Origin of the sequence: Paenibacillus sp. FSL M7-1046 (assembly GCF_038007405.1) — a bacterium.
Taxonomy (GTDB): domain Bacteria; phylum Bacillota; class Bacilli; order Paenibacillales; family Paenibacillaceae; genus Paenibacillus_AQ.
The window spans coordinates 703,145-718,951 of the sequence record NZ_JBBOXB010000001.1; the positions used below are offsets into that span (position 1 = coordinate 703,145).

Here is a 15,807-nt window from a genome sequence, read left to right on the forward strand (position 1 = left end):
TTCTTTACATTTCATTTTGAAAAAACTCCAGAAACGGCTTGCCGTATTTCCGGTACTTCACTTCCCCGACACCCTTCACCCTCAGCATCTCCGCTTCGGTCTGCGGGCAAACCACACTCATCTCACGCAGGGTCGCATCATTAAAAATGATATAGGACGGGACATGCTCGCGTCCCGCCAGCTCGCGGCGGATCAGGCGCAGCTGCTCGAAGACCGTCTCATTGACGGCCGACGGCGAAAGATCCCGCGACCGGCTGCGGTCCCGCCCGCCGGAGGCTCCGCCGGTGCGTGAAGGACGGGCCACACGCTGCTGCACCTCACGCTGGCCGCGCAGTACCTCGGCAGCCAGCGGCTGCAGCCGCACCACAGGATATTGGCCTTCTGTCAGGGCCAGATATCCCTCCGAGATCAGCACATTGATGCTCTCGGTAATCTCTTTCTCCGTACGGCTCGACATCGCGCCATGAGTCGGCAGCTGCTCGAAGCCGTATTGCAGCACCTTCTGGTTGCGTGAGCCCTTGAGCACCGAAGCAACCAGCGCCACACCATAACGTTCACGCATGCGGTGGATGCAGGAGAAAATCTTCTGCGCATCCACTGTCATGTCTACCAGTTCCCGTTCATCCGTACAGGAGCTGCAGATGCCGCAGGGCTTGTCCCCGTGATCTTCACCGAAATAATTCAGCTGTGCGCTGCGCAGGCAGCGGGTGGTGTAGCAGTAATCGATCATCTGCTGCAGCTTGCGGTATTCATTCGCCTTGCGCTCCGGGTCCTGCGGATTCTGTTCAATCAGAAATTTCTGCGTCATAATGTCCTGCGCGCTGAAGAGCAGGATACACTCACTCGGCTCACCATCCCGTCCGGCACGTCCGGCTTCCTGAACATAAGCTTCCATATTCTTCGGCATATTGTAATGGATAACATAACGTACGTTGGACTTGTCGATCCCCATCCCGAAGGCATTGGTAGCGACCATCACACGGATGTCGTCATACAGGAAACCTTCCTGGCTCTCTGCCCGTTCCTGGTCATTCATTCCGGCATGATAGCGTCCGGCAGCGATTCCCGACGCCTGCAGTCTTTGATAGAGATCATCAACCTCTTTGCGGGTAGCCGCATATACAATACCCGGCTGATGGGAATGAGTAGCGGTATAATCCAGAACGAATTCGCGTTTGTTCTCCCCGCGCAGCACAGACATCGCCAGATTATCCCGGCCAAGCCCGGTCATGAAGACGCCCGGCTGGCGCAGACGCAGCAGCCGGACCATATCCTCCATGACCTCCGGGGTAGCAGTCGCGGTAAATGCGGCAAGAATCGGCCGCTGCGGCAGTTCCTCTACAAAAGGGGATACCGCGAGGTAGCTTGTACGGAAATCATGGCCCCACTGGGATACACAGTGCGCTTCATCCACAGCCACGCATGAGATGGATAACCCGGCCATCTCTAACCGGAACCAGTCCAGCTCCAGCCGCTCGGGTGCAACATAAAGCAGCTTCAGCTCGCCGCGGCGCGCAGCCCGGATGCGCTCATTCACTTCCTTGCCGCTTAAGGTGCTGTTGATATAGGCAGCAGGTATCCCCGCAGTGGTCAGTGCATCCACCTGATCCTTCATCAGCGAGATCAGAGGCGAGATGACCAGCGTCAGCCCCGGCTGCAGCAGCGCCGGAACCTGATAGCAGATCGATTTTCCGCCTCCGGTTGGCATGATGCCCAGCGTATCATGACCCTCCAGCAAGCTCTCGACAATCTTTTTCTGGCCCTCCCGGAAGTCGGGATAGCCGTAATATTTTTGCAGTTCAGCCTGCGCCTGTTCCATAGTAGGTGCTTGCATCTTCATATCTCTCAAAACTCCTTAGAACTTTCTCTCTTTAGTTTACCGGGCAAAAGACTAATGAGCAACAACCGGAGTGGTAAAACCGGAGGTTCATATTCAAATCATTACATAAAAATCACCGTTCAAAGCAACACTTGATAGATATCCGCAATTTTCCTTTCCAGAAAATTGGCCTTTGTGCTGGCTGGATCTATGGAGCCCTCTCTATCCTCATTATTGTCGGGCTGATTAGTGTTATGTAGGGACCCCTCCATAGTATTTCTTCACGGCCCATGGTATATTGAGGAATACAATATTAGAGGACGGAGAATGCAGGCATGAACACCAGACGAAATCCCAAAGAGGCAAGCAAACGGGGCGGCAAGCCCGGAGGCCCCTCCCAATCACAGCCAAAATCAGGGGCAAGAAACCATAAATCAGGCGCTAAGCCTGGCATCACTGCCAAAGCGAAGGGACAGGCTGCCGTCAAAAGCTATTCCATAACTGAGCCCGCAGAGCTGCTGCCTTTTTTGCTTAGCGTAATCACAAACAAGGGACGGAACTCCGTCAAGTCACTGCTCGCCCGCGGACAGGTCTCCGTAAACGGCAAACCAATAACCCGGCACAATTTCCAGCTGCATCCGGGTCAGACTGTAACCATAGACCAAGAGAAGCAAGTACAGGCCAAAGAGATGACCCTGCTGACCATCGTTCATGAGGACGATGATCTGATTATTATCCAGAAGGATGCAGGACTGCTGTCCATTGCCACCGGGGAAGACAATGAATTAACGGCATACCGCCAGCTGATGGAGCATGTCCGCCTCACCAATCCGCGCAACCGTATTTATGTCGTTCACCGGCTGGACCGTGATACTTCAGGCGTGATGATGTTTGCCAAGAGTGAAGCCATTCAGCAGAAGCTGCAAAATACGTGGAAGGAAACTGTAAAGGAACGTTCCTACGTGGCACTCGTGGAAGGGGCCGTCAAAAAGGCCGAAGGGACCATCAGCTCCTGGCTGAAGGAAACTTCGACCCTCAAAATGTATTCCAGTCCCCATGAAGGCGACGGGCTTCATGCCATAACTCATTACAAGCTTATTCAAGCCAACCGCCATTTCTCTCTGCTGGAGGTACAACTGGAAACCGGACGCAAAAATCAAATCCGTGTGCATATGGCTGACATCGGCCACCCTATCGCCGGTGATAAGAAATACGGCGCAGAGACTAAGGCCGTAGGCCGCCTTGGCCTTCATGCCCGCGTGCTTTCCTTCGTTCATCCGACTTCAGGAGAACTGCTGACCTTTGAAAGCGCCATTCCCAAGACGTTCCTGAAATACACAGCCCCTGCGCCAACCAACTGATTCCTGATCACACCAAGCACCTGTATTTCAGACCCGTTATCGTTATTTCGGTGGCCCCGCATGGATGCAAAAAGACACCCTCCAGGGTGTCTTTCTCTGTGCTACTCGATCTTTCCGCCTTCAACGACCAAATCATCGGTGTAGCCTTCCCCATATACTTCATTTAATGTTTCTTTATACGCCTGATGAATAAACTGCTCTTTCCCCAGCGTCTCAAGTTCGGTGTTGATCCAGTTCAGCAATTCCGTATTGCCCTTGGCAACTGCCGGTGCTATCGTATCCTGGCCGCCAAAAGCCGGGATGCTTACGGTAAAGCCGGGGTTGGATTTAGCCCACGCGATCAGTTCCGTATTATCATTGGCAATAGCTGCGCCGCGTCCGTCTTTAAGTGCCGCAAAAATCTCTGTGTACTGGTCGAATTTAAGCAGCTCGATTTCCGGATGTTCTTTTGTGAAGTAGGTTTCGGCAGTTGTACCTTTGGCTACGATCAGCTTTTGGCCCTTTTCTTTCAGCTGGTCAATGGAAGTGATTGGCGCGCTGTCAGGAGAAACGATCCCAAAGGACAACTTCATGTAAGGAGCGGCAAAATCCACTTTTTCTTTGCGTTCATCGGTTACTGTGAAGTTAGCCATAATGATATCAACCTTATTGGATTCCAGATAGGCCACACGGCTGGCTGCATCCACAAGCACAAACTCTGCCTTGGATTCATCCCCCAGCAAATCCTTGGCAAATCTTTTGGCGACATAAACGTCGAACCCCTGGTTTTTGCCTTCGGAGTCCACATAACCAAACGGCGGCTTGTCGGCGAACACACCGATCCGGATCTTGTCGTTTTTCTTAAGCTCTTCAATAGAAGCAAACTTTGAAGAAGCGGCCCCTTCCTTGTTGTTCCCCGAATTGCCGCATGCGGTCAAACCCAGCAAAAGCATTCCAGTTGCCATAACCGATACTGCAAATTTCAAACTCTTTTTCATCCCTCTTCATCCCCAATTTCTATATAGTTTGTTAATACTGAAATATATCCAGAAAGTGCTGGGCACGCTCTGTCGCCGGTTTGGTGAAAAATTGCTGCGGAGCCGCAGTTTCGCAAATTTTACCTTGGTCCATAAATATGACCCGGTCTCCAACAGACTTGGCAAAACCCATTTCATGGGTCACAATGATCATGGTCATTCCCTGCTGGGCCAGACCCAGAATGACATCCAGCACTTCCCGCACCATCTCGGGATCAAGAGAGGCCGTCACTTCATCGAACAGCATAATTTCCGGATTCATGCATAACGCTCTGACAATCGCGATTCTCTGCTTCTGCCCCCCGGACAATTGACGGGGATACGCATCCTTGCGGTCCAGCAGTCCAACCCTGCTAAGCAGCTCTTCTGCCTGCTTCAGCGCTTCCTTGCCGTCTCTCTTCTGTACCTTAAGCGGGCCGAGCAGAATGTTGTCTATAACCGTCATGTGGGGAAACAGCTCATAATTTTGAAAAACCATGCCGATATGCTGCCTTACTTCACGCCAATCTACAGCGTTCCCGGCAAGATTCTGCCCCCGGTACCGAATTTCTCCCCCCTGAATCGGCTCCAGGCCGTTTAGACATCGCAGGAAGGTACTCTTCCCGCAGCCCGACGGACCCAGAATAACTGTAACTTCCCCCTTCGCCACCTGCAGCTCTATATTATTCAGAACCTTCCGGTCTCCAAAGCTTTTCTCCAGCCCTTTTACCTCCAGCAAAATCTCTCTGGAATCTGCCATCGCCCTTCTTCCTTCCTGAATGCTAATTTTGCCATCTGCGCTCTATTCTCTTGGAAATCCTGGACAACGGAAAACATACGGCGAAATAAAGAATGAATATAAAGCCGTAGACCCAAAAGGAAGCATTCGGCGCCTTGATCACGCCAAGCTCAATAATCTGCTGTCCGATCTTCACCACCTCGATCACTCCGATCAGCACAACAAGCGAGGTAGTTTTTACCATGCGTGTGGCCAGATTGATCGAACCCGGCACCATTCTGCGGACCGCTTGCGGAATCAGAATATACCGGTACAGCTGCCCTTTGCTGAGGCCCAGCGCTTTGCCGGATTCGTCCTGATGTTTTGGCATCGATTCCAATGCCCCGCGTACGATATCTCCGATTTCGGCTGCTCCCCATAAACTAAATACCAGGATAGAGGTAGCCTCTCCGCTGATATCGATATCGAGCAGGGGAGTAAAACTAAAATGTACCACGTAGAGCCAGACCAGAATCGGGATGATTCTGAAGGCCTCCAGATAGAGCCGCAGGACAAATCTTAGCGGTTTCGAATTCAGGGTTCTCAAGAGCCCCATCACAATGCCAAGCACCATTGCAATTGCAATGGAAATGAACGAAATCTCTATCGTGACCAGCAGACCGCCCAGCAGCCGCTCAAAATTCGATCCATCAAACAGCACCTCAATCCCCGAATTCTGCATATCTTACCTTCCTTTCCAGCCATGTCAGGACCAGCGACAGTGGAAGCACAAGGACAAGATAGGACAACACCAGAAGCGATAGGGATTCCGCTGTTTTGTAATGCATGCCGATCAGATCCTTCGCCACATTCATCAGGTCCATTAAAGCAATGGCGCCGACAATCGAGGTTTCCTTCAGCAAAAATATCACGTTGGCTCCCAGAGAAGGAATGCTGATTGCAAACGCCTGCGGAAAAATCACATACCTGGCGAGCTGAAATTTGGATAGCCCGATGCTGAGCCCTGATTCCAGCTGCGTTCGGCTTACCGCTTCAATTCCGCTGCGGAACGCCTCGGTCATATAGCTGCCGCCCAAAAAGGTCAGGCCGACAATGGCACAGGTCACTTCGCTCAGGCGAAGGCCTACCTTGGGCAAGCCATAATAGAGAAAGAACAGCTGGACCAGCAGAGGGGTATTTCTCGACAGCTCGACGTAGGCATGAATCACCATCCGGAGCCCCCGTACCTTGTAATACAAAATAATGCTGAACAGCAGTCCCAGAACGGTGGAGAACAGAATCGCCCAGAATGCCAGCTTCACTGTCAGCCACATCGCGTCCCCGTAAAGCGGCAAGCTCTCCAGTATAAAATCCCAATCCAAATTCATAAGTGCACAACCTTCTGTCGTAAAATCAACCCATAATATACAACTATATAAATGTGTATAGTCGGCTATATAATCGGCCATGAGTATCAGCTGACACTCAAAGGACTGCAGCCCTTTCAATGGCTATTCTAGCTTATTGTAAATATTTAAAATTTAACCAAAAACCTCACATAATGTGGTAATCATCTTATTCTCATAATGCCTACTTGTCAACTGTGTTTTGTGAATTTTCACTCTCATTCCCCACATGGTACAATGTAGAGAAAATCAAGAAGGTGCTTTCAGTGTTCCACCCTACTGTCTTTGAGAATATTAAGGTTTCCTTAGAGAATCAGATCTATGACTATGATAATCTGGATGGAATTCTGGTAGTCACGAACCGTTCCGATCTGCTGGACCTGGCGTTGATGTCCAGGGAATTCACCCTCTCCTTCAAGCTGGCCGGCAGCAGCAAGGTAACAAGTGAACTGGTTCTCCACTCGTTGGTGAAGGATCTCAGTGATGAAATACTGGAAGTCCCGGATTCCGTTCCCGGCTGTAATCTACTGCTGCGTTTTCATTTGGAAATCGGGGATATCCCCACCCAATGCTCTGCTATCGAACAGATTCTCACCGGGATTTGGGGCCCGGAGCTTACTCCCGTGCAATCGCTAAGCTTCCCCTTCGGCAGCAATAGCGGCCTATACACCTGCTGCGTCTCTCTCGCATTCAAGAGACAAATTAATGAAGAGCAAATGGACGATCTGCCGGAGCTGCTCGAGTTTCTGCTTAGAAGCGCTGAGGAACTGGAGAAGGTCTAATATCACAGTGAGGTGAAGCCATGTTAAAGTTCCTGCCTCCCGCCAAAAGCAATCGCTGGTTCGTCTGGTACCTGATTTATACCTTGATTCTCTGGCTGCTGCTGGCTCTGCACCGGTTTCTGCTGCTCGGGGAAAACTTCGACCTTCCGGTCTTTGCCCGTTTTGCGGCGCTCGCCCTTGTAGTCTCCGGAATTCTGCACAGCTTCGGGTGGTTTGGCGCCAAGCTGGTATGGCTGATCAGCACCATTGGCATTGTTTTCGGACTGGGCACCATGTATCAATACACTTACCAGGACATGTCCGGCTGGGAGGATCTTGCGGGATTTCTGTCTTTGATCGTGTTTACAGCGGGCGGCTTCGTTCTGGGTCTTATCGTCGAAGGCAGTTATCTGCTGATCAGGAAGCTGCGGAAACCTTAGATCCACGGGGTCCACAGGCGAAACAATTGAATAATCCGAACAAATGATGAGGTGATATTGCCATGTCCACTTCCTATTTGACCAAAAAAGCGCTGGCTCAGTCGTTAAAGCACTTAATGGAGCACACCCCGCTCAATAAAATCTCGGTAAAGCATCTTGTCGACGATTGCGGGCTGAACAGGCAGACGTTCTACTATCATTTTCAGGATATTTTTGAGCTGCTGGGCTGGATTTACAAGACGGAGGCAGTAGAGAGCATTGCTGAGTACCGGAGCTACAACACATGGACGGACGGGTTCTACAGAATCTTTTGTTATATTGAGAGCAATAGAACCTTCTGCTGCAATACGCTGGATTCTCTCGGCAGATCCCACCTTGATGCTTATCTGTACGACGTGACCAACGGCCTGGTTATGGGCGTCATTCAGGAGCTGTCAAGCGGAATGGAGGTTAGTGCCGAAGACAAGCGGTTCATCGCCAACTTCTACACTCTCGCCTTTACCGGGCTTATCATTCAGTGGATGCGCGACGGGATGAAGGATCAGCCGAAGCATATGATTGAGCAGCTCAGTGTGCTGATTGAAGGGAATTTTCTGAAGGCGCTGCATAAATACGAGAAGAAGCTGTCGTTACCTTAGGGTGCGCAGCTTTTTTGGAAATATAAGAATTTATATGTTTCACACGATAACTTATCCTTCTATTTCTCGCTGAAACGGATACCGTCCTTTTGAGGACGGCAAAGCCGTTTCCACTTGGCTAATTGGATCCAGTTGGCAATCTATTGGGCAAGAATTGCAGAATCGATGTGGAATTTAAGACTTTGAAGTGAAAAATATGCAAAAATCAGGAGGCCACCATGACAGAGGACTTTTATTGCGATGAGGTATTGAACGGCAAAACCCAGGTACATAAAGTGCTGGAGACAGAAAATGTGCTAGCCTATTATCATACGAAACCTTTTTATCCCGTGCATATTGTAGCTATCCCCAAAAAGCATATCTCCTCACTTCTCACCCTTGAAGAAGAGGACACTGAATTATTTCTTGAGTTATTTGGCGTTATCAAGCAGGTCGCCGCCATGGTAACGCAAGAGCACGGAGCTTGCAGAGTTCTCACGAACTTAGGCAATTATCAGGATTCCAAGCACCTGCATTGGCATATTGCCTTTGGCAACCCGCTCAGATCACCTTCCTTCCCTGTAGAACCTTGTTAATTACTGTAAAAAAACTATACACTTTGCCTAAAGTGACCAAAATCCATACACTCTGGCGGTTTTGATTATACCTTCTGGACCGGCCTAGGGTTACATTAGGGTTAGCAACAGCAATCAGCAACCCTATGGAGGCGAGTATTCAGTGAAAAGAGAGTACGGTAACCAACAGGTTTATTTTGTCGGCGGCGGGATTGCATCCCTTGCGGGTGCGGCATACCTCGTCAGAGACTGCGATTTTCCGGGAAAGAACATCCACATTATTGAAGAGATGAAGATCCTCGGCGGCAGCAATGACGGCGCAGGCAGTGTAGAGCATGGATATGTCATTCGCGGCGGACGGATGCTCAACGATGAAGCCTATGAGAATTTATGGGAGCTTCTCAACACCATCCCTTCGATCGACCATCCGGGAAAGTCCGTCCGGGAAGAAATTACCGAATTCGACGACGCCAACCCCACCCATTCCAACGCCAGACTGGTGAACAGCAAGGGTGAAGTTGAAGACGTATTGTCGATGGGGTTCGATATGGCCGACCGGCTGGCAATGGGCAAGCTGATTATTACACCAGAGGAAAAGATGGGCAAGGCCCGGATTAACGACTGGTTCGCTCCGCACTTTTTCGAGACGAATTTCTGGTATATGTGGGCGACCACCTTCGCCTTCCAGCCTTGGCACAGCGCCATTGAGTTCAAAAGATACATGCTGCGCTTTATTCACGAATTCCCAAGAATTCAAACGCTCGAAGGTGTCACCCGCACACCTTATAATCAATACGATTCGATCATCCTTCCGCTGCACAAATATCTGGAGCCGTTCGGTGTAGACTTTACGCTGAAATGTACAGTAACTGACCTACAGTTCAAAGACGGCGACGGCATCACCGTCACGAAGATGAACGTGCTGCGTCAAGGCGTGGAAGATGTCATTGAAGTGAAAGACGGCGATCTGGTTATCGTCACTAACGGCTCCATGACCGAAGGCTCCAGCCTCGGTTCGATGAGCACCGCACCGCGTCTTAACGGCAAAGGCAGCTCGTGGAAGCTCTGGGAGAACATTGCCGCTAAAAAGCCAGGCCTCGGCAATCCATCTTCCTTCGACGATCATGTCGACGGCTCTAAGTGGGAATCGTTCACTGTTACGTTCGAAGACTCCAAATTCTTTGATCTGATGGAGAAATTCACACGCAACCGGGCCGGCACCGGCGCACTCGTCACCTTCAAGGATTCGAGCTGGTTCATGTCCGTAGTGCTGGCGTTCCAGCCGCATTTCCGCGATCAGCCTGAGCATGTTACGGTATTCTGGGGCTATGGGCTGTATCCGGACAAGGTAGGCGATTTCGTCAAGAAGAAAATGAGCGACTGTACCGGGGCAGAAATCATGGAAGAGCTGATCGGACATCTGCACTTTGAAGAGCATAAAGCTGAGATTATGGCAACCGCCAACTGTATCCCGTGCATGATGCCGTATATTACTTCCCAATTCATGCCGAGACTCGGCAGCGACAGACCGCTGGTCGTGCCAGAGGGCTCTACCAACCTCGCATTCGTCGGCCAATATTGCGAAATTCCGGACGATGTGGTGTTCACCGAGGAATATTCCGTCAGAGCGGCCAGAATCGCCGTCTACACCCTGCTCGGCATCAACCGTCCGGTTGAGCCAATCAATCAGTACCAGTATGATGTGCGGACATTGCTTTCGAGCCTTGTGACTTCATTAAGATAATAAAATCATAGATAATCAAGAAACCTCTCCCTTGATCACGCAAGGGAGAGGTTTCTTTGTGCATTGACTAACTATGGGGTTATATGGACCCTAACGAGCTCAATCAGATGCTGCAAGAACCGTCATCGCAGCCTTCGGCATCCGGTGCCTGAGACTGTGGTTTGCCGACAACCTGCAGTACCGGAGTGTTCTTCTCCTCCGCCCATACTGTCTCCAGCACCTCGGAGAATACCGGGCCGGGCTGTGCACCGGATACCGCATATTTATTGTTGAAGACGAAGAAGGGGACGCCGGTAATGTTCAGGCGTTGCCCTTCTTCAATATCTTCATTCACTTCAGCCGCGTAGGCATCGCTTTCCAGCATCGCTGCGGTTTCGGCAGCGTCCAGTCCAACCTCGCCGGCCAGCGAAACCAGAACATTGCGCTCTCCAATATTAACCGTATCGGTAAAATAAGCGCGCAGCAGCCGCTCGGTCATTGCCGCTGCCTTTCCTTGAGCAGCGGCATAATGACTCAATCGGTGGCTGTCGAAGGTACTGGTATGCACCACCGTATCGAAGTTGAACTCCAGGCCGACACCTCTGGCTTGCTCCGCCAGCTGTTCGTTCATCGCTTTGGCCTTCTCGCGGGTCATGCCATATTTGGCGGCCAGCTGATCATGAATATCCCTGCTTGCATCTGCACGGGCATTCGGATCCAGCTGAAAGCTGCGGTACACCACTTCCACCTTGTCGCGGTCAGGAAATTGGCTCAGCGCGTGTTCAAGCCGTCTTTTGCCGATATAACAGAACGGGCAGGCGTAATCGGACCATAAATCTATTCTCACATTAAATTCCTCCTAATGGGATTGTGAATACATTGATATTACCATTAACAAATAATACGTCACTTACAATTATATAGTTAAAAACCAAAAAAAACAAATGCTAAATAAAAGTAAACGAAAGTGGTATATACGCCCTACTTATGGGGGAGTAAAATTAGATCAACACGTACTTTCGGTGCTTTACATCATTACTACTATTACTAGCGGACGATAGGCGTCCCAGAAGGAGCCAGCGGCATGCATGATGTGTCTATAGTAATTCCCACGCGCAACCGGATCAGCGATCTTACGCTGTGTATTGAATCCATCGGCAGGCAGACAGAGCTGGAAGACGTCTCGATCGAGCTATTGATTGTTGATGATGGCGATATTGAGGAGAATGTCCTGGACTATTTGCGCAAGGTGCTGGCGCAGATGCCAAGTGCTGAGCTGCGTTATTACCGCAAAACCAAACCTGGCGTCTGGCTCTCCCGTTACGAAGCGCTGAACCTGATCGACGGAGACATTGTGCTCAGCTTCGATGATGACGCCGAGCTGGATGATCCGCTGTATATCCGCCGGATGCTGGACACCTATGCGGCCGATCCGGCGATTGTCGGAGTAGGCGGCATCGCCAAAGGCCTCTCCAGCAGCAAATCCGGCAAGCTGCTCGGCGTGCTTACCTGCCAAATGTCGGCTTCGCCCGGCAGACTGTCGGCCAGCACGCTGGCAGGCTCACTGCTGCTCTGGGGAGAAACGGAGGATACCTTTGAAACGGATTTCTTCCACGGCTGCAATATGTCTTTCAAACGTGAGGCGTTGAGGGATATGAAACCTTACCCCTGGATGACCAGCTATGCCGTGGCTGATGATATTTATATGTGCCATCTGGCCAGCAAATACGGCAAGCTTGTAATCAACCCGGATATGAAGATTACCCATCATGAATCCCCAAGCTCCCGCGATAAAGCGGGACGCGTCGCCCGTGCAACCGCGGTGAACCATTATTACCTGCTCAATCTGCGCAAAGCCCCGGTGAAGAACTACGCTGCCCTGCTGTGGACGCTGACTTATTTGACCGGCAAATCAACTCTGAAGCGCAACTTCAATGCGGTTTCAGGCTATATCAGCGGCATCCTCTTTGTACTCAATCCCCGCAAGAATAAATACAGCGAATATATGCTGGACTAACGCTCTCCACACAAACTTCATAATGGACAACAGCAGAAACACCTGCCTGCCCTTTCGGGAAGCGGGTGTTTCTGCTGTTTCTGCGGACTGCTTCTTCCGGTCATCTTAATCCGCAAAATGTCATGAAATTAGTATCCATTGCCATTCTATCTGGGGTATGATAGTAAAGATGAGTTCAAGAAACTACTTTTATGGATGGTGGAATATGTTCAAAAACAAAAAAACGGCGATAATTCTGGTCGCTCTCGTCATCATTATCGTTGCCGTTGCCGGCATATGGATGCTTACAGGCAACAAGGATAAAGACGCTGCCAGTACTTCCGATACCCCAGGCGGTGCAAAAGTTTCGGAACAAGGCGGAACGAAATCCCTTGAGCAGACTTTTTACATTTATGATACGGTCGTTAACATTAAGGTCTTCGGCGATCATGCCGAGCAGAAAAATATGGACGACATTCAGGCCATGCTGGAACGGATGGATATAGAGTTCAGCCGCACTAAGGAAAATGGAGAAATCTACGCGGTCAACCAGGCAGCAGGTAAGGAAGCTGTTACTGTCTCAGACGAAACTCTGGACATCGTCAAGCTTTCGATTAAATATGCCGAAGAGATGGACGGGCTGTTCGATCCGACGATTGGGCCGCTAGTGGATCTGTGGAATATCGGCAACGGCGGCGAGCAGGTTCCTCCGCAAGCAGATATCGAACAAGCCAAGAGCCTGACCAATTACAAGGACATTATTGTTGATGAAGCCGCGAAGACCGTGAAGCTGGCTAAAGAAGGCATGGTGCTCGATATGGGCGGAATCGGCAAAGGTTATGCCGCTGACCGGATCGCCGATTATTTGAAGGAGCAAGGTCTGGACAGTGCGATGATCAACCTCGGCGGCAGCAGCATCATTGCCCTCGGCAACAAGCCGAATGGATCGCAGTGGAACATCGGCCTGCAGGACCCCGATAAGACCCGCGGCACACAGCTGGGCACTATCAAGATTTCTAATGAGGTCATCGATGCTTCCGGCGTTTATGAGCGTTACTTCACGCAGGATAATATTCGCTATCACCATATACTTGACCCGCGTACAGGATTCCCTTCCCAGAACGGCTTAAAGAGCATTACGATTATGAGCCCGAACGCAACGGATGCGGATGCCTTGTCCACCGGCGTATTCCTGATGGGGCTTGAGGAAGGCATGGCCTACCTTGAAGCTCTGCCGGAGGACGTGGAAGCCTTCTTCATTACCGATGACAACAAAATCTATGCCACTTCAGGCATTAGAGAGAGACTGCAGCTCACGGATCCAACGTATAGCTTTGCGGAGTAACTAAGAAGAAGAAGATAAGGGACAATCATTATCCGAAGCCTATACACTCTTGTCTTTCGGAACCATAGAACGAATAAGCGGCGGAGCTGAGGCTCCGCCGCTTATTTATTTTCGTTATGAGTACGTGTCCTCAGATCAGCGGAAGCTCGCTGAATTCTTGGTAACTGGCAAAGGTGAAGCTTGGACTATGACCGGTTCCCGGCTGTCTGCCGCGCGGATTGTACCAGCATACTTTCCAGCCTGCTGCAAGCGCGCCAACTACATCATTGTTCCAGGTATCTCCGACATACAGCGAGTTCTCTGCTGTTGTTCCGCTCACGCGGTTAACATGGGCAAATATCTCCGGGTCCGGCTTGGCCAGCCCAACGGCATCCGAGATGAAGATCATCTCTTCCGGAATCAGCTTGTCGATGCCAAGTCCACGCAGCTTGCTCATCTGGTGAGCCTTCGGGCCATTGGTGATAATCCCCACCTTGTGCCCAAGAGCGATGAACCGCCGCAGCTGCTCTTCTACACCGTCTATGAACTGAATGGAATACTGCCGGCCAATGTAGGACGCCTGAACTTGGGCTGCCTGCTCCCGGCTAAGGTCCATCCCGTATTCGGCAAAAGCCAGCTCCAGACGCTGCACCCGCGTCTCCTCCAGCTCAAGCTCGCCCCGCAAATACTTTGGCCAGAGCTGGTCACTGTGATGCCTCACTTTATAAAATAGCTCCGCATAGTCCAGACTGTCCTCATCCGGGGCCAAAACCTCGCGTACCGCTTCCCGGAAAGGCACCAAATGATCGTACAAAGTATCATCCAAATCAAAAAAAACCGCCAGTTTATTACTGTTATCCACATTAACGCCCCTTACTATTCCTGCTTGGTATTCAAAAATAGATTATAAGTGTAGAACTCATCATCCCGGACATAGCCTTTCGCAACGTATAGACGCTGCGCAGTAGTATTATCTGTCATCGTAGTCAAGGTCAGCCCTTTGCTTCCAGTGCTCAAAGCGAACTCCCGGGCACCGTCCAGCAGTAAGGAGCCCAAACCCTGTCCGCGCAGCTCCGCGGCCACATACAGATCATTCAGTATCCAGAGCCGCTGCATGCTCACCGAGGAGAAGGATGGATAGAGCTGGGCAAACCCTCCGGCCTCCTTATTAGCGCCGTTCCCCGTTACAGCCATCCAAATTGCGGACTCATCCGCCTCCAGTCTGGCTTTCAGGAAAAACCGGACGCCTTGAAGATCGGAAACCTGACCATAATACACGCGATATTCATCAAACAACAGAGCAATCTGTTCAAGGTCTTCAAGGCCAGCACGTTCCAAACGATACTCCGGCATCATCATTCCAACTTTCCGGCAACAGCCAATAATAAGATGTATACATTATTTTAAAAGTTCAGCTGCCAGGTGAACATGGAGAGAATGCATTTTAGTTTGGACAATGCTTCCTATTTCCTTACTTAGTCCCTGGAGTCATAGAAGACATGCCGGGCACTGATTATGCCTTCTTCGATGTCCAGGAGCCCGAATGAATACTGCTTCTCCCGCCGCTTATCGGTCGGTGATCCGGGATTAAACAGCAGAATGCCGTTTTCCCTGCGCATCAGCGGCTGATGAGAATGACCGAATAGAATGCAGTCCACCTCATCACCTTCAAAAGCGAGCAGTGCATTCCCGTCCGTACCTTTGCGCGAATACGGGGCATGTCCGTGGATCATCCCGATACGCACACCATCCAGCGTAATGATCTTGCGCTCCCCGAACCGCTGAATAATCTCGGCTCCATCATTATTGCCGGCAATTCCCTCGACCGGCGCGAGCTGCGACAGCATTTCATAGATCTCCAGCGCCACCCAATCGCCGAGATGCAGAATCTGGTCAACATGGCGGAATTCCGCCACAAGCGCCTGCGGCAGCGACTTCGCGTTCCGTGACATATGCGTATCCGATACAACTCCTATTTTCATCAGCTTCAGCTCCTAATCCCCATATTGCCCGCGCAAGTATCGCAAGCAGCCATAATCATTAATATTCTGCTAATTGTACGATTTGCGCGT

The 15,807-nt window shown here is 50.8% G+C and carries 17 protein-coding genes; 8 read left to right on the forward strand and 9 right to left on the reverse strand.

Going from position 1 to position 15,807, the window contains the following annotated elements:
- Window positions 1–4: 4 nt before the first annotated feature.
- On the reverse strand, window positions 5–1,840 hold the full coding sequence (gene recQ / locus NYE29_RS02790; protein ID WP_038587234.1) for a DNA helicase RecQ: 1,836 nt from the start codon (window positions 1,838–1,840) through the stop codon (window positions 5–7).
- A 314-nt stretch (window positions 1,841–2,154) separates the two neighbouring features.
- Here recQ and NYE29_RS02795 point away from each other — a divergent pair, with 314 nt between their 5' ends.
- Window positions 2,155–3,180: an RluA family pseudouridine synthase gene (locus NYE29_RS02795; protein ID WP_340894252.1), complete on the forward strand. Its 1,026-nt coding sequence runs from the start codon at window positions 2,155–2,157 to the stop codon at window positions 3,178–3,180.
- Window positions 3,181–3,281: 101 nt separating this feature from the next.
- On the opposite strand, the gene NYE29_RS02800 is transcribed toward NYE29_RS02795, so the two are convergent.
- Genes NYE29_RS02800 through NYE29_RS02815 form a run of 4 tightly spaced genes read right to left on the reverse strand, consistent with a single transcriptional unit; the run spans window position 3,282 to window position 6,281 of the window.
- Window positions 3,282–4,157, reverse strand: coding sequence for a cysteine ABC transporter substrate-binding protein (locus NYE29_RS02800; protein WP_340894253.1), 876 nt, complete (start codon window positions 4,155–4,157; stop codon window positions 3,282–3,284).
- Between the two features lie 31 nt (window positions 4,158–4,188).
- Window positions 4,189–4,935 carry an amino acid ABC transporter ATP-binding protein gene (locus tag NYE29_RS02805; RefSeq protein WP_038587230.1) on the reverse strand — a complete coding sequence of 249 codons (747 nt, stop codon included), beginning with the start codon at window positions 4,933–4,935 and terminating at the stop codon, window positions 4,189–4,191.
- A 22-nt stretch (window positions 4,936–4,957) separates the two neighbouring features.
- Window positions 4,958–5,635 carry an amino acid ABC transporter permease gene (locus NYE29_RS02810; RefSeq protein WP_340894256.1) on the reverse strand — a complete coding sequence of 226 codons (678 nt, stop codon included), beginning with the start codon at window positions 5,633–5,635 and terminating at the stop codon, window positions 4,958–4,960.
- Window positions 5,616–6,281 carry an amino acid ABC transporter permease gene (locus NYE29_RS02815; RefSeq protein WP_038587225.1) on the reverse strand — a complete coding sequence of 222 codons (666 nt, stop codon included), beginning with the start codon at window positions 6,279–6,281 and terminating at the stop codon, window positions 5,616–5,618. Before NYE29_RS02815 ends, NYE29_RS02810 begins: the two co-directional genes overlap by 20 nt.
- 284 nt (window positions 6,282–6,565) lie before the next feature.
- Here NYE29_RS02815 and NYE29_RS02820 point away from each other — a divergent pair, with 284 nt between their 5' ends.
- The 5 genes from NYE29_RS02820 (at window position 6,566) to NYE29_RS02840 (ending at window position 10,436) form a co-directional block, all read left to right on the forward strand.
- The gene (locus tag NYE29_RS02820; RefSeq protein WP_340894257.1) at window positions 6,566–7,081 is read left to right on the forward strand and encodes a hypothetical protein; all 516 of its coding nucleotides are present in this window, start codon (window positions 6,566–6,568) and stop codon (window positions 7,079–7,081) included.
- A gap of 20 nt (window positions 7,082–7,101) precedes the next feature.
- A complete protein-coding gene (locus tag NYE29_RS02825) occupies window positions 7,102–7,500 on the forward strand; it encodes a hypothetical protein (protein WP_340894258.1) in 399 nt (132 codons plus the stop codon).
- A gap of 62 nt (window positions 7,501–7,562) precedes the next feature.
- Window positions 7,563–8,138, forward strand: a complete 576-nt coding sequence (gene dhaS / locus NYE29_RS02830; protein ID WP_038587220.1) for a dihydroxyacetone kinase transcriptional activator DhaS — start codon at window positions 7,563–7,565, stop codon at window positions 8,136–8,138.
- Between the two features lie 218 nt (window positions 8,139–8,356).
- The gene (locus tag NYE29_RS02835; RefSeq protein WP_076112659.1) at window positions 8,357–8,713 is read left to right on the forward strand and encodes an HIT domain-containing protein; all 357 of its coding nucleotides are present in this window, start codon (window positions 8,357–8,359) and stop codon (window positions 8,711–8,713) included.
- Between the two features lie 142 nt (window positions 8,714–8,855).
- Window positions 8,856–10,436 (forward strand): oleate hydratase, encoded by a 1,581-nt coding sequence (locus NYE29_RS02840; protein ID WP_038587216.1) that lies wholly within the window; start codon window positions 8,856–8,858, stop codon window positions 10,434–10,436.
- Between the two features lie 103 nt (window positions 10,437–10,539).
- On the opposite strand, the gene NYE29_RS02845 is transcribed toward NYE29_RS02840, so the two are convergent.
- Entirely contained in the window at window positions 10,540–11,262 is a 723-nt protein-coding gene (locus tag NYE29_RS02845) for a DsbA family oxidoreductase (RefSeq protein WP_340894261.1), read from the reverse strand.
- A gap of 237 nt (window positions 11,263–11,499) precedes the next feature.
- Here NYE29_RS02845 and NYE29_RS02850 point away from each other — a divergent pair, with 237 nt between their 5' ends.
- Both NYE29_RS02850 and NYE29_RS02855 read left to right on the forward strand, forming a co-directional pair.
- Complete coding sequence (locus tag NYE29_RS02850) at window positions 11,500–12,432, forward strand: glycosyltransferase (RefSeq protein ID WP_340894262.1); 933 nt, start codon at window positions 11,500–11,502, stop codon at window positions 12,430–12,432.
- 205 nt (window positions 12,433–12,637) lie between these two features.
- Window positions 12,638–13,756, forward strand: a complete 1,119-nt coding sequence (locus NYE29_RS02855; RefSeq protein WP_340894263.1) for an FAD:protein FMN transferase — start codon at window positions 12,638–12,640, stop codon at window positions 13,754–13,756.
- 130 nt (window positions 13,757–13,886) lie between these two features.
- Here the strand turns inward: NYE29_RS02855 and NYE29_RS02860 are convergent, their stop codons facing one another.
- The 3 genes from NYE29_RS02860 to NYE29_RS02870 all read right to left on the reverse strand — a co-directional run bounded on the left by NYE29_RS02860 (window position 13,887) and on the right by NYE29_RS02870 (window position 15,717).
- Window positions 13,887–14,597, reverse strand: a complete 711-nt coding sequence (locus tag NYE29_RS02860) for an HAD family hydrolase (protein ID WP_076112663.1) — start codon at window positions 14,595–14,597, stop codon at window positions 13,887–13,889.
- A gap of 14 nt (window positions 14,598–14,611) precedes the next feature.
- A complete protein-coding gene (locus NYE29_RS02865) occupies window positions 14,612–15,091 on the reverse strand; it encodes a GNAT family N-acetyltransferase (RefSeq protein ID WP_445322197.1) in 480 nt (159 codons plus the stop codon).
- A 119-nt stretch (window positions 15,092–15,210) separates the two neighbouring features.
- A complete protein-coding gene (locus NYE29_RS02870; protein WP_340894265.1) occupies window positions 15,211–15,717 on the reverse strand; it encodes a metallophosphoesterase family protein in 507 nt (168 codons plus the stop codon).
- Window positions 15,718–15,807 lie beyond the last annotated feature (90 nt).

Bases quoted from the DNA above. Each gene is read 5' to 3' on its own strand.
- recQ (WP_038587234.1), bottom strand. From the start codon at position 1,840: ATGAAGATGCAAGCACCTACTATGGAACAGGCGCAGGCTGAACTGCAA.
- NYE29_RS02795 (WP_340894252.1), top strand. From the start codon at position 2,155: ATGAACACCAGACGAAATCCCAAAGAGGCAAGCAAACGGGGCGGCAAG.
- NYE29_RS02800 (WP_340894253.1), bottom strand. From the start codon at position 4,157: ATGAAAAAGAGTTTGAAATTTGCAGTATCGGTTATGGCAACTGGAATG.
- NYE29_RS02805 (WP_038587230.1), bottom strand. From the start codon at position 4,935: ATGGCAGATTCCAGAGAGATTTTGCTGGAGGTAAAAGGGCTGGAGAAA.
- NYE29_RS02810 (WP_340894256.1), bottom strand. From the start codon at position 5,635: ATGCAGAATTCGGGGATTGAGGTGCTGTTTGATGGATCGAATTTTGAG.
- NYE29_RS02815 (WP_038587225.1), bottom strand. From the start codon at position 6,281: ATGAATTTGGATTGGGATTTTATACTGGAGAGCTTGCCGCTTTACGGG.
- NYE29_RS02825 (WP_340894258.1), top strand. From the start codon at position 7,102: ATGTTAAAGTTCCTGCCTCCCGCCAAAAGCAATCGCTGGTTCGTCTGG.
- dhaS (WP_038587220.1), top strand. From the start codon at position 7,563: ATGTCCACTTCCTATTTGACCAAAAAAGCGCTGGCTCAGTCGTTAAAG.
- NYE29_RS02835 (WP_076112659.1), top strand. From the start codon at position 8,357: ATGACAGAGGACTTTTATTGCGATGAGGTATTGAACGGCAAAACCCAG.
- NYE29_RS02850 (WP_340894262.1), top strand. From the start codon at position 11,500: ATGCATGATGTGTCTATAGTAATTCCCACGCGCAACCGGATCAGCGAT.
- NYE29_RS02855 (WP_340894263.1), top strand. From the start codon at position 12,638: ATGTTCAAAAACAAAAAAACGGCGATAATTCTGGTCGCTCTCGTCATC.
- NYE29_RS02865 (WP_445322197.1), bottom strand. From the start codon at position 15,091: ATGATGCCGGAGTATCGTTTGGAACGTGCTGGCCTTGAAGACCTTGAA.
- NYE29_RS02870 (WP_340894265.1), bottom strand. From the start codon at position 15,717: ATGAAAATAGGAGTTGTATCGGATACGCATATGTCACGGAACGCGAAG.